This is a genomic window from Butyrivibrio sp. YAB3001, assembly GCF_900112195.1.
GTDB lineage: Bacteria > Bacillota > Clostridia > Lachnospirales > Lachnospiraceae > Butyrivibrio.
Map to the genome: position 1 here is coordinate 130,424 of NZ_FOKR01000009.1, position 22,867 is coordinate 153,290.

Annotated in this window: 21 protein-coding genes, 3 tRNA genes and 1 other RNA gene; 23 read left to right on the plus strand and 2 right to left on the minus strand. The window is 38.9% G+C overall.

What is annotated here, in order from left to right; all coding sequences use genetic code 11:
• The first annotated feature begins 68 nt into the window (after nt 1–68).
• The 10 genes from BM086_RS11150 (at nt 69) to BM086_RS11195 (ending at nt 8,672) form a co-directional block, all read left to right on the plus strand.
• Nucleotides 69–1,571 (plus strand): SpaH/EbpB family LPXTG-anchored major pilin, encoded by a 1,503-nt coding sequence (locus tag BM086_RS11150; RefSeq protein WP_092326425.1) that lies wholly within the window; start codon nt 69–71, stop codon nt 1,569–1,571.
• Nucleotides 1,572–1,894: 323 nt separating this feature from the next.
• Nucleotides 1,895–2,758 (plus strand): class C sortase, encoded by an 864-nt coding sequence (locus tag BM086_RS11155; protein ID WP_092326428.1) that lies wholly within the window; start codon nt 1,895–1,897, stop codon nt 2,756–2,758.
• Nucleotides 2,759–2,767: 9 nt separating this feature from the next.
• Nucleotides 2,768–3,865, plus strand: a complete 1,098-nt coding sequence (locus tag BM086_RS11160) for a Cna B-type domain-containing protein (RefSeq protein ID WP_092326431.1) — start codon at nt 2,768–2,770, stop codon at nt 3,863–3,865.
• 79 nt (nt 3,866–3,944) lie between these two features.
• A complete protein-coding gene (locus BM086_RS11165; RefSeq protein ID WP_092326434.1) occupies nt 3,945–4,586 on the plus strand; it encodes a sortase in 642 nt (213 codons plus the stop codon).
• A 206-nt stretch (nt 4,587–4,792) separates the two neighbouring features.
• A complete protein-coding gene (locus BM086_RS11170; protein WP_092326437.1) occupies nt 4,793–5,566 on the plus strand; it encodes an adaptor protein MecA in 774 nt (257 codons plus the stop codon).
• Between the two features lie 9 nt (nt 5,567–5,575).
• On the plus strand, nt 5,576–6,466 hold the full coding sequence (locus BM086_RS11175; protein ID WP_092326440.1) for an arginase family protein: 891 nt from the start codon (nt 5,576–5,578) through the stop codon (nt 6,464–6,466).
• A gap of 269 nt (nt 6,467–6,735) precedes the next feature.
• Nucleotides 6,736–7,068 carry a hypothetical protein gene (locus tag BM086_RS11180; protein ID WP_092326443.1) on the plus strand — a complete coding sequence of 111 codons (333 nt, stop codon included), beginning with the start codon at nt 6,736–6,738 and terminating at the stop codon, nt 7,066–7,068.
• Between the two features lie 20 nt (nt 7,069–7,088).
• A tRNA-Leu gene (locus BM086_RS11185) sits at nt 7,089–7,171 on the plus strand.
• A gap of 57 nt (nt 7,172–7,228) precedes the next feature.
• Nucleotides 7,229–7,312, plus strand: a tRNA-Leu gene (locus tag BM086_RS11190).
• 184 nt (nt 7,313–7,496) lie between these two features.
• Nucleotides 7,497–8,672, plus strand: a complete 1,176-nt coding sequence (locus tag BM086_RS11195; protein ID WP_092326445.1) for a hypothetical protein — start codon at nt 7,497–7,499, stop codon at nt 8,670–8,672.
• Between the two features lie 54 nt (nt 8,673–8,726).
• On the opposite strand, the gene BM086_RS21615 is transcribed toward BM086_RS11195, so the two are convergent.
• A complete protein-coding gene (locus BM086_RS21615) occupies nt 8,727–8,858 on the minus strand; it encodes a hypothetical protein (RefSeq protein WP_255367806.1) in 132 nt (43 codons plus the stop codon).
• Between the two features lie 337 nt (nt 8,859–9,195).
• Here BM086_RS21615 and BM086_RS11200 point away from each other — a divergent pair, with 337 nt between their 5' ends.
• The 10 genes from BM086_RS11200 (at nt 9,196) to BM086_RS11245 (ending at nt 19,297) form a co-directional block, all read left to right on the plus strand.
• Complete coding sequence (locus BM086_RS11200; RefSeq protein ID WP_092326448.1) at nt 9,196–9,783, plus strand: MBL fold metallo-hydrolase; 588 nt, start codon at nt 9,196–9,198, stop codon at nt 9,781–9,783.
• Between the two features lie 188 nt (nt 9,784–9,971).
• Entirely contained in the window at nt 9,972–10,508 is a 537-nt protein-coding gene (locus tag BM086_RS11205) for a hypothetical protein (protein ID WP_092326451.1), read from the plus strand.
• A 187-nt stretch (nt 10,509–10,695) separates the two neighbouring features.
• Nucleotides 10,696–10,779 (plus strand) — tRNA-Leu (locus tag BM086_RS11210).
• 285 nt (nt 10,780–11,064) lie between these two features.
• Nucleotides 11,065–11,463, plus strand: coding sequence for a hypothetical protein (locus tag BM086_RS11215; protein ID WP_092326453.1), 399 nt, complete (start codon nt 11,065–11,067; stop codon nt 11,461–11,463).
• A 24-nt stretch (nt 11,464–11,487) separates the two neighbouring features.
• Nucleotides 11,488–11,811: a hypothetical protein gene (locus tag BM086_RS11220; protein WP_242952176.1), complete on the plus strand. Its 324-nt coding sequence runs from the start codon at nt 11,488–11,490 to the stop codon at nt 11,809–11,811.
• Between the two features lie 291 nt (nt 11,812–12,102).
• Nucleotides 12,103–13,110 carry a deoxyguanosinetriphosphate triphosphohydrolase gene (locus BM086_RS11225; RefSeq protein WP_092326456.1) on the plus strand — a complete coding sequence of 336 codons (1,008 nt, stop codon included), beginning with the start codon at nt 12,103–12,105 and terminating at the stop codon, nt 13,108–13,110.
• 3 nt (nt 13,111–13,113) lie between these two features.
• Entirely contained in the window at nt 13,114–14,895 is a 1,782-nt protein-coding gene (gene dnaG, locus BM086_RS11230; protein WP_092326459.1) for a DNA primase, read from the plus strand.
• A 317-nt stretch (nt 14,896–15,212) separates the two neighbouring features.
• A complete protein-coding gene (rpoD, locus tag BM086_RS11235) occupies nt 15,213–16,439 on the plus strand; it encodes an RNA polymerase sigma factor RpoD (RefSeq protein WP_092326520.1) in 1,227 nt (408 codons plus the stop codon).
• 3 nt (nt 16,440–16,442) lie between these two features.
• Nucleotides 16,443–17,279, plus strand: coding sequence for a class I SAM-dependent methyltransferase (locus BM086_RS11240; protein WP_092326462.1), 837 nt, complete (start codon nt 16,443–16,445; stop codon nt 17,277–17,279).
• A 365-nt stretch (nt 17,280–17,644) separates the two neighbouring features.
• Entirely contained in the window at nt 17,645–19,297 is a 1,653-nt protein-coding gene (locus BM086_RS11245; protein ID WP_092326465.1) for a nucleoside kinase, read from the plus strand.
• Between the two features lie 183 nt (nt 19,298–19,480).
• Here the strand turns inward: BM086_RS11245 and BM086_RS11250 are convergent, their stop codons facing one another.
• On the minus strand, nt 19,481–20,026 hold the full coding sequence (locus BM086_RS11250) for a QueT transporter family protein (RefSeq protein ID WP_092326468.1): 546 nt from the start codon (nt 20,024–20,026) through the stop codon (nt 19,481–19,483).
• A 151-nt stretch (nt 20,027–20,177) separates the two neighbouring features.
• Here BM086_RS11250 and rnpB point away from each other — a divergent pair.
• From rnpB to BM086_RS11265, 3 genes are all read left to right on the plus strand, one after another.
• Nucleotides 20,178–20,528, plus strand: an RNA gene (gene rnpB, locus BM086_RS11255) — RNase P RNA component class A.
• 356 nt (nt 20,529–20,884) lie between these two features.
• Nucleotides 20,885–21,748, plus strand: coding sequence for a 5-dehydro-4-deoxy-D-glucuronate isomerase (gene kduI / locus BM086_RS11260; RefSeq protein ID WP_092326471.1), 864 nt, complete (start codon nt 20,885–20,887; stop codon nt 21,746–21,748).
• A 127-nt stretch (nt 21,749–21,875) separates the two neighbouring features.
• The gene (locus BM086_RS11265) at nt 21,876–22,715 is read left to right on the plus strand and encodes a gluconate 5-dehydrogenase (protein WP_175560229.1); all 840 of its coding nucleotides are present in this window, start codon (nt 21,876–21,878) and stop codon (nt 22,713–22,715) included.
• Nucleotides 22,716–22,867 lie beyond the last annotated feature (152 nt).

Consider the following 22,867-nt stretch of genomic DNA (forward strand, 5'->3'; position numbering starts at 1 on the left):
TTTATAAATCATTACGATTTTTAAGCAATATATTTAATCAAAAAGACAAGATTCAAAAGGAGAGGAAAATGAAAGGATTTAAGAAACTACTAACAGGAATTCTTGCAGCAACTATGATTTTTTCCATGGGGATAACTGCAGGAGCAGCAAGCACAGCAGATGCTACAACAACAATTAAGTCAAGTATCGAGATTGACAGTAAGAATGCTAATCAGGATGCACCATACGATGAGAAAAAAGCACCGATTATTACTTATGATTATTATAAGATTTTCGATGCAGATATTCTTTCAATTGATAAGACCAACGATAAGAATTCTACTGTAGCTTACTATGTAACAAATGGCGAGTTTGCAGATCTTATAAAAGGCACAAACCTTTTCAAAGTAACTGCTGCTTCAACTGCATCAGGAAGCCGTTGGAATATTGAGCTTGCAAAAGACGGTATTACAGGCGAAGACATTGCAAAGGCGCTTAATGATGACGCAATTAAGGGACATGCATCAGTAAAACATGGTGATTTTAAGTCAGCTAACGGAACAGCTAAGGTTGAAAATCTTGATCCTGGATATTACCTTATCGTTTCAAGCCTTGGTACAGTAGCTGCAGTTCAGACAGTTGGTGACGTAAAAATCAACGAAAAGAACACATATCCTACAGTTACAAAGATTGATGATCAGATTGATGTTGAGATGTTCAACACAGTTGTAACTTATAAAATTACAGTTAATGTTCCTCAGAACGTTGCAGATGAAAAGCCTATCAAGGTAGTTGATACAGCAACAAAGGGTCTTACATTTGATACAAAAAATGAGTCAATAGTAGTAAAAGTTGATGATACAGAGGTTAAAAAATTGACATGGACAGCTGGAACATCAACAGATGCTAAAAATGTTTATGTAACAGAAATCCCTTATGATGTAGTATATGGTAACCGTGGAAAGAACATTGTTCTTACTTATACAGCAACAGTAAATGAGAATGCAGTTGTACTTGTAAAAGAAACTAACACAGCTCATATTGAGTATGATAACTACAGTTCTTCTGAAACAGAGGAAGTTGACGTTGTAACACTTGGCCTTAAGATCAAGAAGGTTGACGGAAGCAATACAACAAAGACACTTACAGGCGCTGAGTTCACACTTTGGGATTCAAAAGAAGGCGGAAAGCAGATCCCTGTTATAAAGGTAGTGAAGGATAATGGTGAAGTTATCTACCGTGTTGCAAGTAAAGAAGATCTTACAGCAGAGAAGCCAAACGGCGATAATATTGCAGTAGATGAGAATGGTCTTGCTACAGTAATTGGTCTTAAAGCAAAGGAATATTACCTTCAGGAGGAAGTTGCTCCTACAGGATACAACAAGCTTAATGAGAGAGAAACATGTGATATTAATTATGATACAGAGATAAAAAATAAGGAGCTTACAACATTTTCAATTATCAACAATTCAGGTTCAATTCTTCCTTCAACAGGTGGTGTTGGTACAACAATCTTCTATGTTGTTGGCGGAATGCTTATAATCGCAGGTGTTGCATTCTTCATGCTTCGCAGAAAGGCTATTGCTGACTGATATAAATGATATCAGGGGCAAAAGGCTGAAACAGCGATAAGATTGCTTGAAAGCGTGTGAAGAATCTATATGTACTTGGGGAAGTATGTAGTTTGAAATCTTTCTATGCTATAGAGCAAGAATAAAAAGATAAAAGTTTTGGGTGAGTCAGAATAAAAGAGATAAATATAAATAAGAAATAAAATTTGAATCTTGTTTCTTGGGGATAAATAGAAACTTACTGTATTTTCCGAAAGAATCATTGAATAGATGAATATGTGTCAGCTATTGCAATGTATTCTTTCGGAGATACAGATTAAGATTCAAGGCATTTTTTTAACGAAATGAGTAAGAAACTAAAAAAGCAGATACCCAATATAATATTCGGTTTGATTTTTCTGGTGGGAATAGTTATTTTCCTATATCCGTCAGTGAGTAATTATATAAATTCCAAGAATCAGAGTAGAGTAATATCCGACTACGAAGAAATGCTTGGAAATATTTCAAAAGAAGATTATTCAAAGATATGGCAGGCGGCAAATGAGTATAATGAAAAACTTGCCGAGCAGCCCCTTCGTTTTAAGTTAACAGACGAAGAACTACAAGAATATAACAGCATACTTAATCCAACAGGAACCGGAATTATCGGTTACATTGAAATTGAAAATATCGGAGTGAATCTTCCAATTTATCATGGAACGCAGGAATCGGTCCTGCAGGTCGGTATTGGTCATCTTGAAGGTACTTCTTTTCCTACGGGAGAAAAGAATACACATACGATACTATCAGGACATCGAGGACTTCCTTCATCAAAGCTCTTTTCAGACCTGGACCAGATGATAGTTGGAGATACATTTCTGTTACATATATTAGATCAGACTTTTGCATATCAGATAGATCAGATAAACATTGTTTTGCCGGAAGAAACAAATGACCTGGCAATTGTTGATGGAAAAGAATATGTCACGCTTGTTACCTGTACACCCTATGGTGTCAATACCCACAGGCTTTTAGTTAGGGGGAAGCGTGTTGATTATAATGAAGAAACAAAACTTATTGTGCCTTCGGATGCAACGAGATATACGCCTTTGATGGTGGCGCCTTTTATAGCAGCTCCGATGCTGCTTATAGCATTTATAATCTATTTAGTTGTTACGTCCAAATGGTTTAAACGCAGGCACAAATCTGCGGGTAAGCCGTTAAAATGAGGAATTCTTATGAAAAGAACCGGTTTATTACCAAAATTTAATATGCATATTCTATTGATGGCATTTATAGTGCTATCAATGAGTATGTCGCTTAAAGCCAATGCAAGAGATCTTATCGATGTATCGCAAAAAGGAGATCTATCCCTCACTTATCAGTGCGCTGAGGCGGAAGATTCTGATAAGCTTGTTTCTATATCGGGTGAGACAGTAAGCATATATAAGATTGCAGATATCAATAGTTCAGGACAGTACACACTTCTTGACAGCTATTCCAATATCAGTGATTTTCCTGTTACAGATATCAATAAGATAACCGATCAGGAGTCATGGAAAGATATCGCTACCTCAGTAGGAGGCTACATTTATTATAATAATGTTGCACCGACAGCTTCTGCAGTTACTGATGAAAGTGGTCTTGCACATTTTGATAATCTTGATCTTGGACTGTATTTTGTTGGAAATGTTTCACAGAAAATCGATGATTGTTTATATGCATTCTCATCATTTGTGGTTTCTGTACCCGGCATTGATGACAACGGTGAATGGACAAACTCAGCATATTATGTAATCGGTACGGTTAAATGTAAAAAGACTATTTTCCCTCATGAGATATCATATGAGTTATTAAAGGTATGGGATGATACAGGATATGAGGTTTTCAGACCATCAAAGATTACAGTAACCATATATTGTGATGGAAATGAATTTGATACAGTTGAGCTTGGAGTGGATAATAACTGGAAATACACCTGGGAATATGAAGAAGGCCATGAATGGACTATGGCAGAGCATGTTGAAGGGGATCTTTCTTATACCACTACACTTACAGTGAACGGAACGACGTATAGACTCATCAATACTTATGTTGAGCCTTTGATCCCGGATGAACCAAGAACTCCCGAAGAACCACGTATTCCAGAAGAACCAAGAATACCTGAGCTTCCGGAAGTTTTGGGAGCGATAAGAAATCTTGATCTTCCTGCAGTTCTCGGTGCAAGAAGACTTCCGCAGACAGGTCAGTTGTGGTGGCCTCTTCCGATACTTGTGATAGCCGGAATCGCTTTTATTATCGCAGGAATCCGTAAGAATGCGGCAAAAGAGAAATGATTATATAGTTGACTTATAAATTTAGCCCTGTGATATTTATTTCATGGGGCTTTTATATTTTTAGTTTGAGGATTATATCATGAAAAGAATAAATGGATACATACTGATACTTATAGGAGCTTGTTTGATCATAAGCGCAGCTGTTCTTGTAAAGCATAATATGGATGAATCAGCAGCTGCTGGGGGCGCATCTGAGGAGATGCTTGAAGGTGTTCTTGATCAGATGCCCGGGCAGGTTCTTGCAAATGATTCCGGAGATATGCCTGTTGTGGATGTTGATGGGCATAGTTTTATAGGAACTGTTGAGGTTCCTTCTCTTGGACTTCTTTTACCTGTTCAGAGTGAGTGGAGCAAGCAAAATGCAAGATATGCGGTTTGCAGATATATGGGCTCTGTTTATGAGGATAATCTGATAATTGCAGGACACAACTATCCTGAGCATTTTGGAAACCTCAATCAGCTTTCTAGTGGTGACGAAGTTATAGTTACTGACATGAATGGAAAGAGCTTTTATTATCAGGTTGCGAATATTGAGACACTTGGCGCCTATGATGTGGATGAGATGGAAGCAGGAGACTGGGGACTTACTCTTTTTACCTGTACTGTCGGGGGCGCAAACCGCGTGACTATCCGTTGCGAAGCAACAGGTAAAGCATCAGAGATAGGATCTGTGCCTGATGTCATTGAAGCTGCAAAGAAAAGTGAACATATAAGAAAATGAGGGTTTTTATAATTTTTTTTTATTTATTTAATGTCATTTGGAGGATATTGGAATTATAATAAAATCGAGAAAATACATAAAAGACTCAGCTTTTTTACAAAATTATTTCTCTCATTAGCACTCGACGCTAGACAGTGCTAATCATTTATCATATAATGTGGTTGATAACAGGAGTAATGAATTCCAGGGAGAGGAGATGATGCATAGTGATTATAGTTAAAATGAACGCAACAACTGTAGAGTGTAGTATCGCAGCATCAGAACTTCATGAGATTGGGCTTACTCCCGAGGCAGTCATAGAAGGCGCTGAGAACACTACATCGTTCTTTGCACAGCTCAACAAGGAAGTTGGACAGCAGCTTGATTATAACCCTGAGACAGAGGTTATGATGATGAGCAAGAATATGATGATGGATGGCAGTGTTCGTATTTTTGCCGTTAAGATGAGTAATGAAGATATTCAAAAAGCAACAGACCGTATACGCGGGGCAGCTGAGACTATCCTTAAGACGCTGACTCAGGAGAGAGTGGACGAGATTAAGTCCAAGACAGGAAGAGAAAAAGGTGTTGCTCTCAACGAGGTTATTACCAACGTAACAGAGACAATAAATAAGATTTACGGAAGAGATGCTGAATTTGAGATGATGCCTGAAGGCCCACAGGCAAAATATCAGCCATTATCTGAATATGCCAGATATATGGTTGAGTTTAATGAGCTTAATGAGGCAGAGCGGTTTTCAAAAGTAGTTCAGAGACTTCCGATTGTTGATTCCATTCTTTATAAACATAAAGGAAGGTATTATATGCATGTCGGACTGATGTCATCTGATGAGGGCATTATTTACGAGATGCGTAGGGCTGGAGTTGAATACTCACAGCTTCTTACAGTAAATTCGCCGGAGGCAATGTTTATCGCAGAGCATGCTGAGAAAGTTATAGCCGAGGATGCGATAGTTCATTTGGCGGATCTTGCAAGGTGATTTTTGATAATGAAGAAAAAAGTAAGCATATTTAATTTTTCAGGTATCTACAAAAATGAGAGCTTTTATCATATTGATAAAAGCTCTTCTATTTATGGAATGGAAACAAGTTCGTTTAGGGATGTGAGCTCGCATGATAGGAAAATGCTGCATGAATTAGGCTGTGCTCGGCGAGAGAGTTTCGCGAGCGATATTCTGTCTTGTGCAATTGAAAAAGAGATTTTGGAAATTGATTGTAGCGATATTCCAGGGACAAATTGTATGTGTGACGATGCTGCAAGAGAGAGTATCAGAAGCATTATTGAGAAAAATAGTGTTGGTTCCGATGAGATTCATTTTATCGATTCCGGCAACTATCATTATATGTCGGCAATACTTCTTGAAAAGGTACAGACTCCTTTTTCGCTTGTGGTGCTGGATCATCATCCCGATATGCAGGCTCCGATGTTTGGCGATATATTATCTTGTGGAGGATGGGTGCTTGATGTTATAGAGAAAAATGAATATGTTCGCGATATTCACGTTATTGGCGCAGATCTTTCTCTTATAGCTGCACTGGAGGAAAAAGATCGAAACAGAGGACATTTTTATGAAATAAGCGATATTTTTTTACCGGAGAGTATAGCTTTGCCGCAAACACAGTTTCCGGTATATCTTTCTATAGATAAGGATGTCTTATCCCGTGATGAGATTATTACCAACTGGGACCAGGGAGAAATGTCGTTTGAGCAGATGAAGCTTTTTGTGGAGAAAGTACTTGATTCAGGGGATGTTGTAGGTATTGATATCTGCGGTGAATGCGCGCCGGATCAGGAAGAAATAGATATTGAAAGCGCTATTTTAAAAAATGATCAGGTTAATCAGGAACTTTTGGAGCTTATTACAATTTGTGAAATGTGAATGTTTAATGTTCAGATAGGAATAATTTAGTATTGTGCTAATTTCATCGATGAAGTCGCGCGTGAATGAGCTAACTGGTTAATGGATTATAAGGTATGCTCTTGATTTGGATTGCCGATAAAGCGTATAATTGTTATTGCACACTTAAAAGACTAGCGAGAGATATATGTAAAAGAGGAGTTACTGTTCGGGTAGAAATGGGTATACAGTAAAGGTCAAAATTTACATTTTACCTTTGCATCATAACACTAATAATATGGTGGGGCATTATGGAAAAAAGATTCAGGGAATATTTAAAACATTTTGAAAAACTGGATTATGATGTTTTGTCAGAGGAAGAAATTCAGGATGAAAAAACAAATCTGCAATTGAAAATGTCAGTTATTCATCAGGAACTTGTAAGAATGCTTGTTATGATAATGGGATTTTTGGTTTGCTTTAGTATTTTTTTGTCAGCAGGGATTGGTTTTGAAAAAATAATTTGTGATATAATTTCTGCTGTAATGGGCATTGCAGCTGCGTTTATGGCAACACGTTATAAAGAAATTTCAGAAATTTTAAAAAAACTTGATTTTTATGTAGACAAACTAACAAGGTTGTGATAATATACATATTGTCGCTCGCAGGAGTGGCGGAATGGCAGACGCGCATGGTTCAGGTCCATGTGTTGGCAACAACATGAGGGTTCAAGTCCCTTCTCCTGCACTTAGTTGCAAAGCGGCAGGAAAAACTTGAGTGCTTTAATTATTGAAGCATAGAAATGCGGAAGTGTCGGAATTGGCAGACGAGCAAGACTAAGGATCTTGTGATAGTTTTATCGTGAGGGTTCAAGTCCCTTCTTCCGCACTACAAAAAAGGATCAACTCAGATGAGTTGGTCCTTTTTTCGTAGTGCGAAAGAGGGACTGTAGTTAAGAGCAGCACAGGGTTGTTGTTTTTCTACTTAAACGATTTAATAGTTATTTAATATTTTCGGTACACAAAATGTATTACGATTTTATAAGATGAAAACATATGAGGAGGAAAATATTATGAAGAAAAGAATTGTTGTTTTGACTACTGTGTTTGCGCTTACTGTTGGTATGATCGCGGGTTGTGGAGCTGCAAAGGAGGCTACATCTTCCGAAACTACTCAGGAAGAAACATCGGCAGAAAATGTTCAGGAGACAACTGCTGAGGCAAGCGATAGTGCTGATGCAAAGGAAGAAACTGTAGGAATTGCTAATCCTTGGGTATCTATCACTGAGGAAGAAGCAAAGGAAAAGTGTTTTAGGCTCTTCAAGGCACCTGATGGAGCTACTAATCAGGAGTGGTCAATGTGTGAAGAACTTGGTGATCCTGAAAAATATCTGGGGCCACTTGTACAGCTTAGCTTTACGCTTGATGATATGAGTTTTACAGCAAGAGCACAGCAGGGCGCTGCTGAAGATGCTGATATTGCCGGAAACTATGTTGACTGGACTGTTGGCCCTGATGAAGTGACGCTGGCAAATTGGGGCGAAGGAAATATGACCGGTAAGACATATCGTGCTGTTACTGACACTGGATATGTTGATATGATCACATGGTATGATATAGAGATTGGCATAGCTTATTCACTTTCTGTGGCTGCAACTGACCTTGATGGTTTTGATATCCAGGCGGTTGCTGAGCAGATGTACAATCCGGAAAACGAAGGCTTTACAGATATGCCAAGCGATTTCCTTCAGGAACAGGCAGGAAAGACATCTTTTGACTCATATGATGATGTTATCGCAGCGTTAACACCTGGACAGGGATATGCGTATATCAAGCTTTATGGAAGTGATGCAGAATACCTTGCGGTAACTGATCTTGTGTTTGAGGCTGACAACACAGCTTGTGAAGCTTCAATTTATGGCATTCTGGATGGAAAAGTAACACAGCTTTCTCTTGTTTCAGGTGCTGGTTCTGCATATCCTTTAAGACTTGAAGATGGCATTCTCTATGCAGGTTCTAATCACAGCTATGAGACTTATTTCATATCAGCTGACTTTGGCGGACTTATGATGAAAGACTATATCACAGATGGCGTAGATACCGGAACAAATGAGATTACAGGCTTTACAAGACAGGAAAACACCTTTGATGGTGAGACTGTTGATTTCACAGGCGGTCAGGAAGAACTTAATAAACTCCTTGCTGAAAGAGAAAACAAGAAGGTTATTGAGTTTACAATGGTAAAATAATAAAAAAGCTTCAAAGTGTTTACTGAGCGACACTTTGAAGCTTTTTTCTATATTTTATGCAACCTCTACTACTCTAAGAGAGCAGTTTTCTATGAATTCTGTAATAATTCCCTTCTTCTTGAGCTCTGCAGCTCTGATTATTACAGCATCGATTGTGTAGCATGCAATGATTTCTCCAACGGACATTTCTTTCGTACCTCCTGGTAGTTTGATTTTTGTTTTTTCTCGTTTCTGATATCAATATATCAAAAGGTATATCACACAATTATCACATTCTACGATTAATAGAGTTCATGCCATAGAGTAAAGATATACGATTTCTCGCTAATATAGGTTACAATAATAGTTGATAAGTTTTACCGTAAAAGTGTAACAACTATTTCATGGATAGGAGAAAAATGATTGCGGTTTTAGGAATTCAATTTGCAGTTCTCGGTGCATTGGATATAGGAATCAAGGCTGCGATAACACTTGTTCTTTACGTTATAAAAGGGAGATTACATATACTTAGGGGATGATCTAAATGCGCGAGATTAATGACTATTTTAGAATTTTGGAGCCGGGCTATGACCCGCTTTCTGCGGATGTCTATTTTATCAAAGGGAAAGAATATACCTATATTGTAGACGTGGGGAGCAATGATACGGCGTTCCGATTGATAGACGGAATAGATAAAAAGAAAATCATTATCACCCATTTTCATGCAGATCATATGAAGAATATGGAAAGAATAGATGTCACGGATGAATGTCTGTTTGTAGGTGACTATTCTTACAAGGTCCTGGGGCGGGGAACTTTGGTGCAGAATAATATAGAGATTGATGATGGCGTGAAAATAAGGATTGTCCCATTACCTAACAGTCATGCAAAAGGGGCGTTATGCGTCATGGTAAATGATGAATATCTGGTTCTTGGCGATTCTTTTTACTGCAGTAAGAGAGGCTATAATGTTTCACTTCTTCATGATGAAATAGCAGTTCTTGAAGAGTTTTCTTTTTCCAAAGTTCTTTTAAGTCATGATGAAAAAATATATGCCCGGGAAGAAATCCTTTCTGAGTTAAAATATATTTATAAAAATCGCGAGAAAGGAAATCCATATATTTCTATATAATGAAATGTTCTTAAATGAAATTGTAAGAGATATTATTTAACCGTTTGAGTAGTATAAAATATCTTAATAACAATTAAAAATATATTAAAAAGCGCTGTTTTTCACCATTATTTCAAGCGATAGTATTATAATCCAATTGTAATAATGTCAATATGTATTTTGAAAAAACGATACATCGGAGGAATACTATGGCGAAGAATACTGATGGAAAAGCAGCTGCTGCAAAAAGTGATATCCGCTTTATGGACAGTATAAAAACCAGACTTATAGGAATAATGGTTTTGGTTACTGCGGTGCCGCTTATTGTTGCAGTGATTGTAAGTTATGTAACTTCAACCAATAAGGCCATGAAGGATGCACAGGATATCCTGGAGTGGCAGGTCTGGTATATAAACAGTGATTTTCAGAAGATTGTCCTTACTAATATGAATATGATAAGGAGTATTGCGGATAATCCCACGATTATAAATTATGTAAAGGGAGAGGGCAATATTCCTTATGATGCTGTTCAGGCAACAATTCTTGAATGTGATGCCATTTTGGCGGATGGAGATAATACTTCAATAACAGATGCAACGGGCATGCAGATTGCCAGAGGAACCGGCGATTTTATTGATGTATCCGCGCGAGAATATTTCAAAAATGCCTATGGAAGAGCTGTCTGCTACAGTTACAACTCTTGCAGGTTCAGCAAACAGTTTGAAAGAAATTGCAGAGCAGCTTAATGAAGAAATGAAGTTCTTCAAGGGAGAAAATAAGAAAAATTCTGCCTTTTCAAATGCTGGAAAGGCAGAATTTTACTGGGGTTAACACGGATTTTAAAAATATACGAAAAAAAGTTTATAAATTTTTGTTGACGTTTTATATATTTCTTGCTATTATAAACAAGTCGTCACGAAGTGATGACGGTTTGCGGAAGTGTCGGAATTGGCAGACGAGCAAGACTAAGGATCTTGTGATAGTTTTATCGTGAGGGTTCAAGTCCCTTCTTCCGCACGATGGTAAAAGCCTCAAAGTGTGATGAACAGCACTTTGAGGCTTTTTGTGTTTTACAAGAAGATATCTAGTGTACTGTCTAGCTCATATTCAATCAAATAACTTGTATCTCAATTTCATATGCTACGTCTGAAAATCTTGACAATGCCCGCATTGCCTGCGATTTATCATCCTTGCCTATGAAATAATGATCTACTTCGTCATTTGATTAAATATGAACAAGCCAGCACACTAGTAAAAACATTTCGCTGAGGCTTTACATCAAAAATAAAAGGGGGATTTTTTATGGATGAGGTTAAGACAATGAATGGTAATGATGAACTTGTGAAGATTGCTAAAAAGCAGCTGTTTTTCAACAGGATATCCGCGTTGTGCATGGCGGGGATGCTTGCGGTTTTAATTGTAGTGGTTGTGATACTTGTTCCAAAGGTAGAGACTACATTGGGACATATCAATTCAGTAGCCCAGAATGTTGAGTCTTCTTTAGATGACATTAATGTGATGGTAAAGAGCATAACTGATTCAAGTGAGAATCTTAACAAACTTGTAGATCAGAATGCGCAGGAACTTACCGATGCTGTTACATCTATATCTGAGATTGATTTTGAAGGCCTTAACAAGGCAATCCAGGATCTTCAGGATGCAGTTGGACCTCTTGCATCATTTTTTAAGAAATTCAATTAAAATTATTTTGTAGTTGAGATAACAATGAAAGGCAATTACTCTATGCTGATACCGGTTAATACTTTTTTTAATCTGAGCCATTATGAATATGGCGAGGCTTTTTTTGGCAGCTATAAAGGAATGAGGTACAGACTGGCAAGAGAACCTCTGGAAAATGTTAAATTCACGCCTATAGACAAAAGAGGACCGGCGACGCTTATGGCAACTGTCTGGCCTGAACCTAATTCATATGGTCAGACTGATAAATCACTTATGACCTCGGAACATTTTGAAGTTTCTCAGGAAGGCCTTGAAAATGCGGTGAAATGGATCAATGAGCAATATGAATCCCGCAGCTGGGAACAATAAATTGTAAAGAAATTTCTCAAACATTTTAATTACCAAAACTTTTCTAAAAATTTTTTACAATTAAAAAAGGATTTTTAAAACCCATGTCGAATATATAAGATATGGGTTTTATTATTTCATAGGAAATCACTTCGAATTTCCTATGAAATAATAACGCTCCGCTGCGGATGCGACTGATGTGCAGATGTAAATGCAAGCTAAAGCTTGCGCACATCAGCGCACAAAGAGTTGCATGGCAACTCTTTGGTCATTGGATAGCTACCGAAAAAGCAAATCGCCGAGGGACCAATAATGAAAATCAGAGAGCAAATGGAAGAACGCGAAGAACAGCTTCTAAGCAGATATGCAACTCTTAGCAGAAACACTAAAGGAAGGGAAAAAGAGGAAAAATCGTGCGACATCAGACCTTGTTTCCAGAGAGACAGGGACAGAATCCTATATTCCAAGTCTTTTAGAAGACTTAAAGATAAGACGCAGGTTTTTTTATCGCCCTATGGGGATCACTACCGTACTCGTATGACTCATACGCTGGAAGTTTCCCAGAATGCGAGAACAATTGCAAAGGCACTAAGGCTCAATGAAGATCTGGCTGAAGCAATCGCTCTTGGACATGATCTTGGACATACACCATTTGGTCATGCAGGAGAGAGAGCGCTTAATGAAATCTGCCCGCTTGGTTTTAAACACAATGAGCAGAGTCTTAGAATTGTGGAAAAGCTTGAAAACTACGGGCAGGGAATGAATCTTACATGGGAAGTGCGTGACGGAATACTAAACCATGAGATGAATCTTAGGCCGGCAACTCTTGAAGGGAGAGTTGTGAGACTCTCTGATAAAATAGCGTATATGCATCATGATATGGATGATGCGATCAGAGGAGGAATACTTGTTGAGAGTGATGTTCCTCATTCTTTGGCGAAGGTTATCGGCTATACTAACAGAGAATGGATAGACACATTTATCCATAATATTATTTTAAGCAGCACCGGCAAAGACGATATTACAATGTCTGAAGAAGTTTATGATGCTTTTCACAAGCTTCGTAAGTTCATGTTTGAAAGAGTTTATACCAATCCCGTTGCCAAGGGGCAGGAGGGAAAGGTAGAAGTTATGATCAAAATGTTGTATCAATATTACATTGATCATATCGATAAATTACCTGATTATTTAAAGAAAATGATGGATGAGGGTGTGGAAAAAGAAAGACTGGTATGCGATTATGTCAGCTCAATGACTGACAGATATGCCGTATCGGCATTTGAAGAGGTCTATATACCTAAATCCTGGGGAGTAATGTAAAATATGCGATATTCTGATGAATTCATCGAAGAAGTTCGCTCAAGAAATGACATTGTGGATGTTATAGGGCAATATGTTCATCTACAGAAAAAAGGCGCATATTATTTTGGACTATGCCCTTTTCACAATGAAAAATCCGGCTCGTTTAGCGTATCGGGAGGAAGCAAGCAAATGTTTTACTGCTTTGGATGCGGCGCCGGAGGAAGCGTTTTTACTTTTTTGATGAAATATGACAATCTTACTTTTTACGAAGCTGTGCAACAGCTTGCCCAGAGGGCGGGAATGACTCTTCCTGATGAGGATAATTCTGACGAAGCAAGAAAAAGTAGGGAAAAGAAACAGATTCTTCTTGATATTAACAAAGAAGCGGCCAAATATTATTACTATCAGCTAAGAAGTCCCGCAGGCCAAAAAGGCATGGAGTATTTTAGGGAAAGAAAGCTGACTGATGAGACCATGAAACATTTCGGACTGGGCTTTGCGAGTATCACCAGTAACGCTTTGGTGGGGCATCTTAAAAGCCTTGGCTATACTGACAGTCAGATAATAGATGCAGGACTTGCGTCTTTTGATGACAAACATGGAACTCATGATAAATTCTGGAACAGAGTTATGTTTCCTATACAGGATACCGCGCAGAAGGTCATAGGTTTTGGCGGAAGAGTTATGGGTGATGGTAAACCTAAGTATCTTAACTCTCCGGAGACGATGATCTTTGATAAGAGCAGAAATCTGTTTGGACTTAATTACGCCAAGAATTCCAAGGCGGGATACATGATAATCTGTGAGGGCTATATGGATGTTATAGCCATGCACCAGGCAGGTTTTAATATGGCTGTTGCATCGCTTGGAACAGCGTTTACAACCGGACAGGCAATGCTGTTAAAGAGATATACAAGCGAAGTTATTTTGTCTTATGATAGCGATGAGGCCGGAACAAAGGCGGCTTTGCGCGGAATAGGCATTTTGAAGGAAGTCGGGATCAAGGGAAAGGTGCTTGATCTAAGGCCCCATAAAGATCCTGATGAATTTATCAAGAATGAGGGAAAAGAAGCTTTTGAGGAAAGAATCCGAAATGCTGAGAATACTTTTTTCTTCGAGATAAGGATAATGGAATCCCGTCATAATATGGCGGATCCCGAGGATAAGACACAATTTTACAGGGAGATTGCCGCAAAGCTGTGTGAATTTGAGGAGGCGCTTGAGCGTGAGAATTACACATCGGCAGTAGCGGCTAAATATAACATTCCAGTGGAGGACCTTCGCAAACTGGTGGCAATTACGGCAGCAAAGGGCGTAGGAGTAACACCTGCCAAACGACCGGAATCAGGAATACAAAAAAAGAGTGAACCGGAAGATGGAGCCAAAAAGAATCAGAGGCTTCTTCTTACCTGGCTGACAGATGAGCCTGAAATATTCTTTAAGGTCAAAAAGTGGGTTACGCCCGAGGACTTTTCTGACGATCTATATAGAAAAGTCGCTGGTGAAGTGTTCGAAGGAATGGATAATGGGAATTTTTCTCCGGCAGCTATCTTAAATCATTTTTCGGATGAGGAGCAGCATGCAAAGGTAGCTGAGATGTTTAACACAAATCTTGTGGATATTGAGACCAAGGATCAGCGAAGAAAGGCCTTCAGAGATATTATCCTTGGGGTAAGGCAGGCAGGATTTGAAAGGGTGAAGCGTGAACTTAAGCCGGATGATCCGGAATTTCTGACAAAGACAATTCAGGGGAAAAAAGAGCTTGAAAAACTGGCACACGCAGATATTTCACCTGATGATTAAGAAAATCGTTCATATAATTTGAAAATAAGCAAACAGTAGAAAAGGAAATTATTAAAATGGCTAAGAAAGAATTAACAACTAAGGAAACAGAGGTAAAGAAGACTGCAAAGGTTTCTGCAAAGAAAGAAACAGGAGCAAAGCTTTCGGCAAAGGTAGCCGATGAGGCTAAAGACACCTTCGATGAAGATGCAGTAGAGAAAAAAGAGGCAAAGGCTTCTAAGAAGGCTGCCAAAGCAGAAACTGAAGGAAAGGCTCCCAAAAAGGCAGGAAGAAAGTCAGCGAAGGCAGAGCCTGCACAGCAGTCTGAAGATGGCGATCTGGATGAGGCAACCAAAGAGTTCTTTGCACAGAAAGTTAAGGAGATTCTTAGCCTTGCAAAGAAAAAGAAGAATGTTCTTGAATACAATGAAATTTGTGATTTCTTTGCTGAACTTAATTTAAATGAGGAACAGTTTGACAATGTTCTTGAAGTTCTTGAAAATTCAGGAATAGACGTACTTAGAGTGTCTGATGACGTGGATGATATTGATACTCTTCCTGATGATGAAGACATGCTTTTGGTAGATGTGGATGATGAAGAAGAAGTCGACATGGAAAATATCGACCTCTCAGTTCCTGATGGAATCAGTATAGAAGATCCTGTAAGAATGTACCTTAAGGAAATTGGTAAGGTTCCGCTTCTTAGTGCTGATCAGGAGATTGATCTTGCCAAGGCTATGGAAGCAGGAATGGATGCGGAAAAAGAACTTGCTGATGATGAGGGCAAAAATGAAATCACACCTCAGAGAAGAAAAGAATTAAATGCAATTATATATGAAGGCGAAGAGGCTAAAAAACGTCTTGCAGAGGCTAACCTTCGTCTGGTTGTCAGCATTGCAAAGAGATATGTTGGTAGAGGAATGCTTTTCCTTGACCTTATTCAGGAGGGAAATCTTGGTCTTATCAAGGCTGTTGAGAAGTTTGATTTCCGTAAGGGATTTAAGTTCTCAACATATGCAACCTGGTGGATCAGACAGGCTATCACAAGAGCTATTGCTGACCAGGCAAGAACAATCCGTATTCCTGTACACATGGTTGAAACAATCAACAAGCTCATCAGAGTAAGTCGTCAGCTCCTTCAGGAACTTGGACGTGAGCCACTTCCGGAAGAAGTTGCAAAAGAGATGAATATGCCTGTTGAGCGTGTTCGCGAGATACTCAAGATTTCTCAGGAGCCTGTATCCTTGGAAACACCTATCGGTGAAGAGGAAGACAGCCATCTTGGTGATTTCATTCAGGATGATAATGTTCCTGTACCTGCAGATGCAGCTGCATTTACTCTCTTAAAAGAACAGCTTGTTGAGGTGCTTGGAACACTTACAGAGCGTGAGCAAAAGGTTCTAAGACTTCGTTTTGGTCTTGATGATGGAAGAGCTAGAACTCTTGAAGAGGTTGGTAAGGAATTTAACGTTACCCGTGAGCGTATCCGTCAGATTGAGGCAAAGGCTTTGAGAAAGCTTCGTCATCCAAGCCGCAGCCGCAAGTTAAAGGATTATCTTGATTAAGCCATGGATGAAAGAAATAATAGTGTTTCTGCAAGAATGTCCAACAGACTGATAACTATTGCAAATATGCTTGGGCAGAGCAGTAGTTTGAAGGGAAAAGAGATATTTTCCGAGGGAGAGCTTACATCTGCTTTAGTAGCTGATGTAGGCTGTGACCACGGATATATCTCAATATATCTGGTTCAAAGTGGAATTGCGAACAGTGCCATAGCAATGGACGTCAGAAAGGGACCGCTTGCAGGAGCTGAGAATAATATAAGGGAATTTGGGCTTGGCGATAAGATTTCGACCAGGTTATCAGATGGGCTAAAAGAACTCAAGCCTTATGAGGCTGATGCAGCTGTAATAGCCGGAATGGGTGGAAAGCTCATGATAAAGATTCTTCAGGAAGGAAGAGTCAGAGATTTGGGCCTTAAGCAGGCAATTTTACAACCACAGTCAGACATCTGCGAGTTTAGAGAATATCTTCGCATTGAGAACTTCGTGATTCTGGATGAAGAAGTCGTTTTCGAGGATGGGAAATACTATTTTCCTATGAGAGTGGCTTTTTTAACACCTGTTGAGGAAAAGAAAAATGTATTCCTGAACGAGGCTATTGATAAGCTGGTGGAAATGTCTCATTGCGACAGAGAAAGCGCTAATAGGATATGTAACCGCTTTGGAGAACATAATATATTGAAGGCTAGTTCTCTTTTACGGGATTATTTAAGGCACGGAGAAGAGGTTTCAAAGTCTATTCTTGAAACGCTTGATAAAGACAGCCACATGGAAAGAATAAAGGTGCTTGAGAAAGAATTAAGTGATATTCGGTCAGTGCTTTGTTTATATGAAGATAAGTAGTTAGAGCATTCCTTCGGCGAAGTTGAATTGGAATGAATGCGTAAATATTTTACTGGAGCTACATGCGAGTGAATATTAACGACTTTAAATGGGCTATTTGCATATATTCTTGTATTTTATGATATAGGTGCCAAAAGTCATAAATGCGTACATGCTGGCATGTTAAGCATTTTGACTTTATGGCCCAAACAAATATGAGGAATTAGCAATTTACGCAGTAAATTAGCGGTTTCCGAATATTTGTAGAATTGCGAGAATGACGATAGTCATGGAGCAATTCGTATATCAAATGGTGTCAAAAGATACTTTTGACACCTACATCATTTTATATTCAATAATACATGATTGATTAGGGGGTGTTTCATATGCCGACTATAATTATAGATGGAGTTAGCAAGGAGTACGAAAAAGGAATAACCTTTGAAAAAATAGCAAAAGAGTATCAGCCGCAGTTTGATCATAGGATAGCTGCGGTTATTTTTAATGGAAAAATACGAGAGCTTATGAAGACTGTCAAACATGATGGAACGCTTTCGTTTATTACATTCAGTGACAATATTGGATATAAGACCATGCGCAGGACCGCTATAATGATGCTCATAAAGGCAGTTAGAGATGTGGGCGGTGATAAGAACCTTAGCACCAGGATTGAATTTACGAACGGAAACGGCTATTATTGCACGCTTGTAGGCAATCAGGAGGTCACTGAGGATTTCTGTGAGGCGGTATCTGAAAGAATTCAGAAGCTTATTGATCAGGAAATTCCTATTGTAAAAAAAGTGTATCCGCTCGATGATGCGATAGAACTTTTCAAAAAGCAGGGAATGACTGACAAAGTAGCTCTTTTGAAGTATAGGAGAAGCTCTGAGATCAATATTTATAAGCTTGATGATCTCTATGACTATTTTTATGGGTACATGCTTCCAAATACATCATATATTGAGAATTTCCATGTAAGTAAGTTCCATGACGGATTTCTTTTTACATTGCCGACAAGGCACGAATCTCATAAGATCATCATTTCAGAGCCAAGGGAAAAATTGTTTGAGACTATGAAACTCTCCAGCGAATGGGGAAGCAGAATGGGAATTGACAACGTTGGCGACCTTAACAATCAGGTTTGCGCAGGGAATATAAATGAGATGATCCTTGTTCAGGAAGCGCTGCAGGAGCGAAGAATTGGTGAAATAGCCAAGAAAATCCATGATCGTAAGGATGTTAAGTTTATTATGATCGCTGGACCAAGTTCTTCAGGAAAGACAAGCTTTGCCAACAGGCTTTCTATACAGCTTAGGACCTATGGCATGGTTCCGCATCCTATAAGTCTTGATAATTATTTTGTTGATCGTGAAAATACACCGCTTCATCCTGACGGAAGCTACAATTTTGAATGTCTGGAAGCTATGGATGTGGAGCAGTTTAATGATGACATGACAAGGCTTTTAAACGGTGAGCGTGTTGAAATGCCTGAATTTAACTTCGTGACAGGAAAACGCGAGATGAACGGTGATTTCCTTTGCCTCGGTGAAAATGATGTCCTTGTTATCGAAGGAATTCATGGACTTAATGAGCGGATGTCTTATGCACTTCCTGCTGAGAGTAAGTTTAAGATTTATATCAGCGCTCTTACAACACTGAGCATTGATAATCACAATCGAATCCCTACCACCGATTCAAGACTTCTGCGCAGAATTGTAAGAGATGCAAGGACAAGAGGAGCTTCTGCAAAAAGAACCATCAGTATGTGGGCGTCAGTTAGAGCCGGAGAAGAGGAAAATATTTTCCCGTTCCAGGAGGATGCGGATGAAATGTTCAATTCTGCGCAGATCTATGAGCTAGCTGTAATAAAACCTTATGCTGAACCGCTTCTTTTCTCTATTAATAAAAATGAGCCGGAGTATTACGAGGCAAAAAGACTTTTGAAGTTCCTGGATTATTTTGTGACTGTGGATAGTTCGATGCTTCCAAAGAACTCTATCTGCAGAGAATTTATCGGGGGAAGCTGCTTCAAGGTGTGATTTCTGAATGTTACGTAGGATTATGGGAGCGCACTGTGCAGAACAATCCGTGACATTGCTTTTGAGCTTTATATAATGAGATAAAAAACGTTTCTTTCAAATATCTGAATGATGTTGAAAGAAACGTCTTTTTGTTTACTGTTATTTCTGTTATATCAATTTAAATTGGTTAATTTTTTTTTATCAAGCCATGCCCTGGCGGAAGATATTCTCTTTCCTTGGCTCAAGAGCGTGAAGAAGAATCATTCCAAGGATAAAGCAGGAGATAACTTCACCGATTCCTACTGTAAGCATAAGGAAAGGAACTGAGTCAGTTGAACCATAGCAATATCTTATTACCTGAGGAACAATGATCACATTTGCTACGATTGGAGGAATAGGGCAAAGCCATTTTCTTACTGGGTTGACTTTGTTAAATTCCTTGGTGTAAGGCTTGTTAAAACCATGAGCAATCAGGTATGTCACAACAGCTCCGATGAGGGTTGCAAGAGAACCGAAAACAGTATCAAGTGGATGACATCCCGTAAGGATATTACTGATGATACAGCCGACATATAAACCCGGAATAGCAGTTGGTGTAAAGAAAGGCAGTATGGTAAGTGCCTCAGAGAAACGAACCTGAATTGCATAATTTGCAAGTCCAAGAGCGTTTGCAAGTAGTGTGAGCACTACATAAAGAGCCGCGATAATAGCAGCCTGTGAGATAAATAAAACTTTTTTGTTACGCATATAAAATTCTCCTTTAGTTTTGTTTTGTGTCAGGAAGGTTTCGAACTGACATTTTAAAGCAACGTTTCATATATTAGCATTTAAATAAGTGTTTGTCTACAAGAAAATAAAAAAATTGACAAAATCAGATTTGGATATTACATTATATGAATGAGTAGGACAGATGATCGCTGCCATGCAGACGAAAGGGCATGGGAGAGGAAAGTCCGGGCTTCGCAGGGCAGGATGCCAGATAACGTCTGGTGGAGGTAACTCCCAGGCTAGTGCAACAGAAATATACCGCTTAGCATTTTGCTAAGTAAGGGTGGAAAGGCAGTGTAAGAGACTACCGTGCTGGTGGTAACATCAGTAGCCATGTAAACCCCATTCGAAGCAAGACCGAATAGAAAGCTATGAATTTGCCCGATTCGCTTTCAGGTGGGTCGCTTGAAACTGTTGGTGACAGCAGTTCTAGATAGATGATCATCCAAGACATAACCCGGCTTATCGTTCTACTCATATAAAAAGAATAATTTTTAGAGGTGCCATTTTTGTCAGTAGTGACAAGATGGCGCTTTTTTATTGAATAGGGAATTCTTGTTCAAAATGTAAAAAATATGAAAGCTCTTACAAAAGGTCAAGATTTGCAAGTTTTTATAACAAAAATGAACTGACAAAGAATATATTATACGTTATGATACAAGAGTTAGTACAGTTACTTGTAATAAAGTAAGTTGTTACATCAGTAAGGAGCTTATTTTTCTTTTGCCCTTACATAATATAAACAGACAATTCAGACAGTGATAGTCGATATGATTTGTCTTTTGTCATAAATATATGATTTGAATATATACATAAATATAAGAAGGAGATGATAAGATGGAGCTTAGAACAGCATGCTCACCTAAGGATGAAAAGAATTATGATACAAAGAGACTTAGAGAGGAATTTCTGATCGATGATCTCTTTCAGCCTGATGATATCAAGCTTGTTTACAGCCATATTGACAGAATTATTACTGGTTCAGCAGTTCCTGTAAATAAGGAATTAAAGCTTACAGCAGGTGATGAACTTAGAGCAGAGTACTTTTTACAGAGACGTGAAATGGGTGTCATCAATATTGGCGGAGCTGGAGTAATCACTATTGACGGCAAGAAGTATGATGTGGATTATAAGCAGGGAATGTACATTGGAATGGGCTCAAGAGATATTTCTTTTGCCAGCAAGGATTCTGCTAAACCTGCCAAGTTCTATATTAACAGCGCACCGGCTCATAAGACATATCCGACAGTTCTTATCAAGAGAGAGGGAACTCCAGAGGAAGGCGTAGTAATAATCAAGGACGAGAACAAGAAGGAACTTGGAAGTCTTGAACAGGCTAACCACAGAGTAATCAATAAGTATATCCTTCCCGGACAGGTTGAGACTTGTCAGCTTGAAATGGGAATGACTGAGCTTAAGCCTGGAAGTGTATGGAATACAATGCCATGCCACACACATGACCGCAGAATGGAAGTTTATCTGTACTTTGATATTCCGGAAGATGCGCTTGTAATGCACTTTATGGGCGAGCCAACAGAAACAAGACATATTATTATGAGAAATGAGCAGGCTGTTATCAGCCCTAGCTGGTCAATTCATTCAGGCTGTGGAACTCAGGCATATACATTTATCTGGGGAATGGTCGGAGAAAATCAGGATTTTGATGATATGGATGACTGCGCAATGCAGGATTTGATGTGATAAATGTCAGGGTCGAAAGCCTGAACCCACGACAAGCTTGCTTGAGAGTGGGTGAAAGACCTTATGACCCACCGGAACATTTTTTGAACTTTAATAATAGGAAAGCATAATTAAGGAGGGTATTTAAATGCAGGATTTTTTGAAGAATTTTTCACTTGAAGGAAAAGTAGCCTGGGTTACAGGAGCTTCTTACGGACTTGGACTTGCATATGCAACAGCATTTGTACAGAGCGGAGCAAAGGTAGTATTTAACGATATTAACCAGGAACTTGTTGATAAGGGACTTGCTGAGTACGAAAAACTTGGAATCGAGGCTTATGGTGCTGTTTGTGATGTAACAAAAGAAGATCAGGTTCAGAAGTTTGTTGCTGATGTAGAGGCTAAGATTGGAACAATCGATATTCTTGTAAACAATGCAGGAATTATCAAGAGAATTCCTATGACAGAGATGACAGTTGATCAGTGGCAGCAGGTTATTGATGTAGACCTTACTGGTCCATTTATCTGCTCAAAGGCAGTTCTTCCTGCAATGATCAAGAAGGGCAGCGGTAAGATTATCAACGCTTGCTCAATGATGTCAGAATTTGGTCGTGAGACAGTATCTGCTTATGCTGCAGCAAAGGGCGGACTTAAGATGCTCACAAGAAATATCTGTTCTGAGTATGGTCAGTACAACATTCAGTGCAATGCTATCGGACCTGGCTATATCGCAACTCCTCAGACAGCTCCTCTTCGTGAGAAACAGGCTGATGGATCAATGCATCCATTTGACAGATTCATCCGTTCAAAGACACCTGCTCAGAGATGGGGCAAAACAGAAGATCTTATGGGACTTGCAGTATTCCTTGCTTCACCTGCTTCAGACTTTATCAATGGACAGGTTGTTTATATTGACGGCGGAATTACAGCATATATTGGTCAGGATCCTTCAAACCTTGATCCTTCAAAGCTTCAGGACGTTGACTGATAAATACATCCCCGCATGTTTATATTGAGATGTTTTTAGCAATAAGTGCGTAGTTTACAGCTTTGTATTTTATTAAGATATAAATCTAACGATTATTAAGTCAGATACTGTGAGTAATGCATTTACAGTATCTGATTCTATGAAAAAAGCAA

Excerpts from the sequence above, each read along its gene's own strand:
- BM086_RS11150 (WP_092326425.1), top strand. The coding sequence starts at position 69 with ATGAAAGGATTTAAGAAACTACTAACAGGAATTCTTGCAGCAACTATG.
- BM086_RS11155 (WP_092326428.1), top strand. The coding sequence starts at position 1,895 with ATGAGTAAGAAACTAAAAAAGCAGATACCCAATATAATATTCGGTTTG.
- BM086_RS11160 (WP_092326431.1), top strand. The coding sequence starts at position 2,768 with ATGAAAAGAACCGGTTTATTACCAAAATTTAATATGCATATTCTATTG.
- BM086_RS11165 (WP_092326434.1), top strand. The coding sequence starts at position 3,945 with ATGAAAAGAATAAATGGATACATACTGATACTTATAGGAGCTTGTTTG.
- BM086_RS11175 (WP_092326440.1), top strand. The coding sequence starts at position 5,576 with ATGAAGAAAAAAGTAAGCATATTTAATTTTTCAGGTATCTACAAAAAT.
- BM086_RS11180 (WP_092326443.1), top strand. The coding sequence starts at position 6,736 with ATGGAAAAAAGATTCAGGGAATATTTAAAACATTTTGAAAAACTGGAT.
- BM086_RS11195 (WP_092326445.1), top strand. The coding sequence starts at position 7,497 with ATGAAGAAAAGAATTGTTGTTTTGACTACTGTGTTTGCGCTTACTGTT.
- BM086_RS21615 (WP_255367806.1), bottom strand. The coding sequence starts at position 8,858 with ATGTCCGTTGGAGAAATCATTGCATGCTACACAATCGATGCTGTAATA.
- BM086_RS11200 (WP_092326448.1), top strand. The coding sequence starts at position 9,196 with ATGCGCGAGATTAATGACTATTTTAGAATTTTGGAGCCGGGCTATGAC.
- BM086_RS11205 (WP_092326451.1), top strand. The coding sequence starts at position 9,972 with ATGGCGAAGAATACTGATGGAAAAGCAGCTGCTGCAAAAAGTGATATC.
- BM086_RS11215 (WP_092326453.1), top strand. The coding sequence starts at position 11,065 with ATGGATGAGGTTAAGACAATGAATGGTAATGATGAACTTGTGAAGATT.
- BM086_RS11220 (WP_242952176.1), top strand. The coding sequence starts at position 11,488 with ATGAAAGGCAATTACTCTATGCTGATACCGGTTAATACTTTTTTTAAT.
- BM086_RS11225 (WP_092326456.1), top strand. The coding sequence starts at position 12,103 with ATGAAAATCAGAGAGCAAATGGAAGAACGCGAAGAACAGCTTCTAAGC.
- dnaG (WP_092326459.1), top strand. The coding sequence starts at position 13,114 with ATGCGATATTCTGATGAATTCATCGAAGAAGTTCGCTCAAGAAATGAC.
- BM086_RS11240 (WP_092326462.1), top strand. The coding sequence starts at position 16,443 with ATGGATGAAAGAAATAATAGTGTTTCTGCAAGAATGTCCAACAGACTG.
- BM086_RS11245 (WP_092326465.1), top strand. The coding sequence starts at position 17,645 with ATGCCGACTATAATTATAGATGGAGTTAGCAAGGAGTACGAAAAAGGA.
- BM086_RS11250 (WP_092326468.1), bottom strand. The coding sequence starts at position 20,026 with ATGCGTAACAAAAAAGTTTTATTTATCTCACAGGCTGCTATTATCGCG.
- kduI (WP_092326471.1), top strand. The coding sequence starts at position 20,885 with ATGGAGCTTAGAACAGCATGCTCACCTAAGGATGAAAAGAATTATGAT.
- BM086_RS11265 (WP_175560229.1), top strand. The coding sequence starts at position 21,876 with ATGCAGGATTTTTTGAAGAATTTTTCACTTGAAGGAAAAGTAGCCTGG.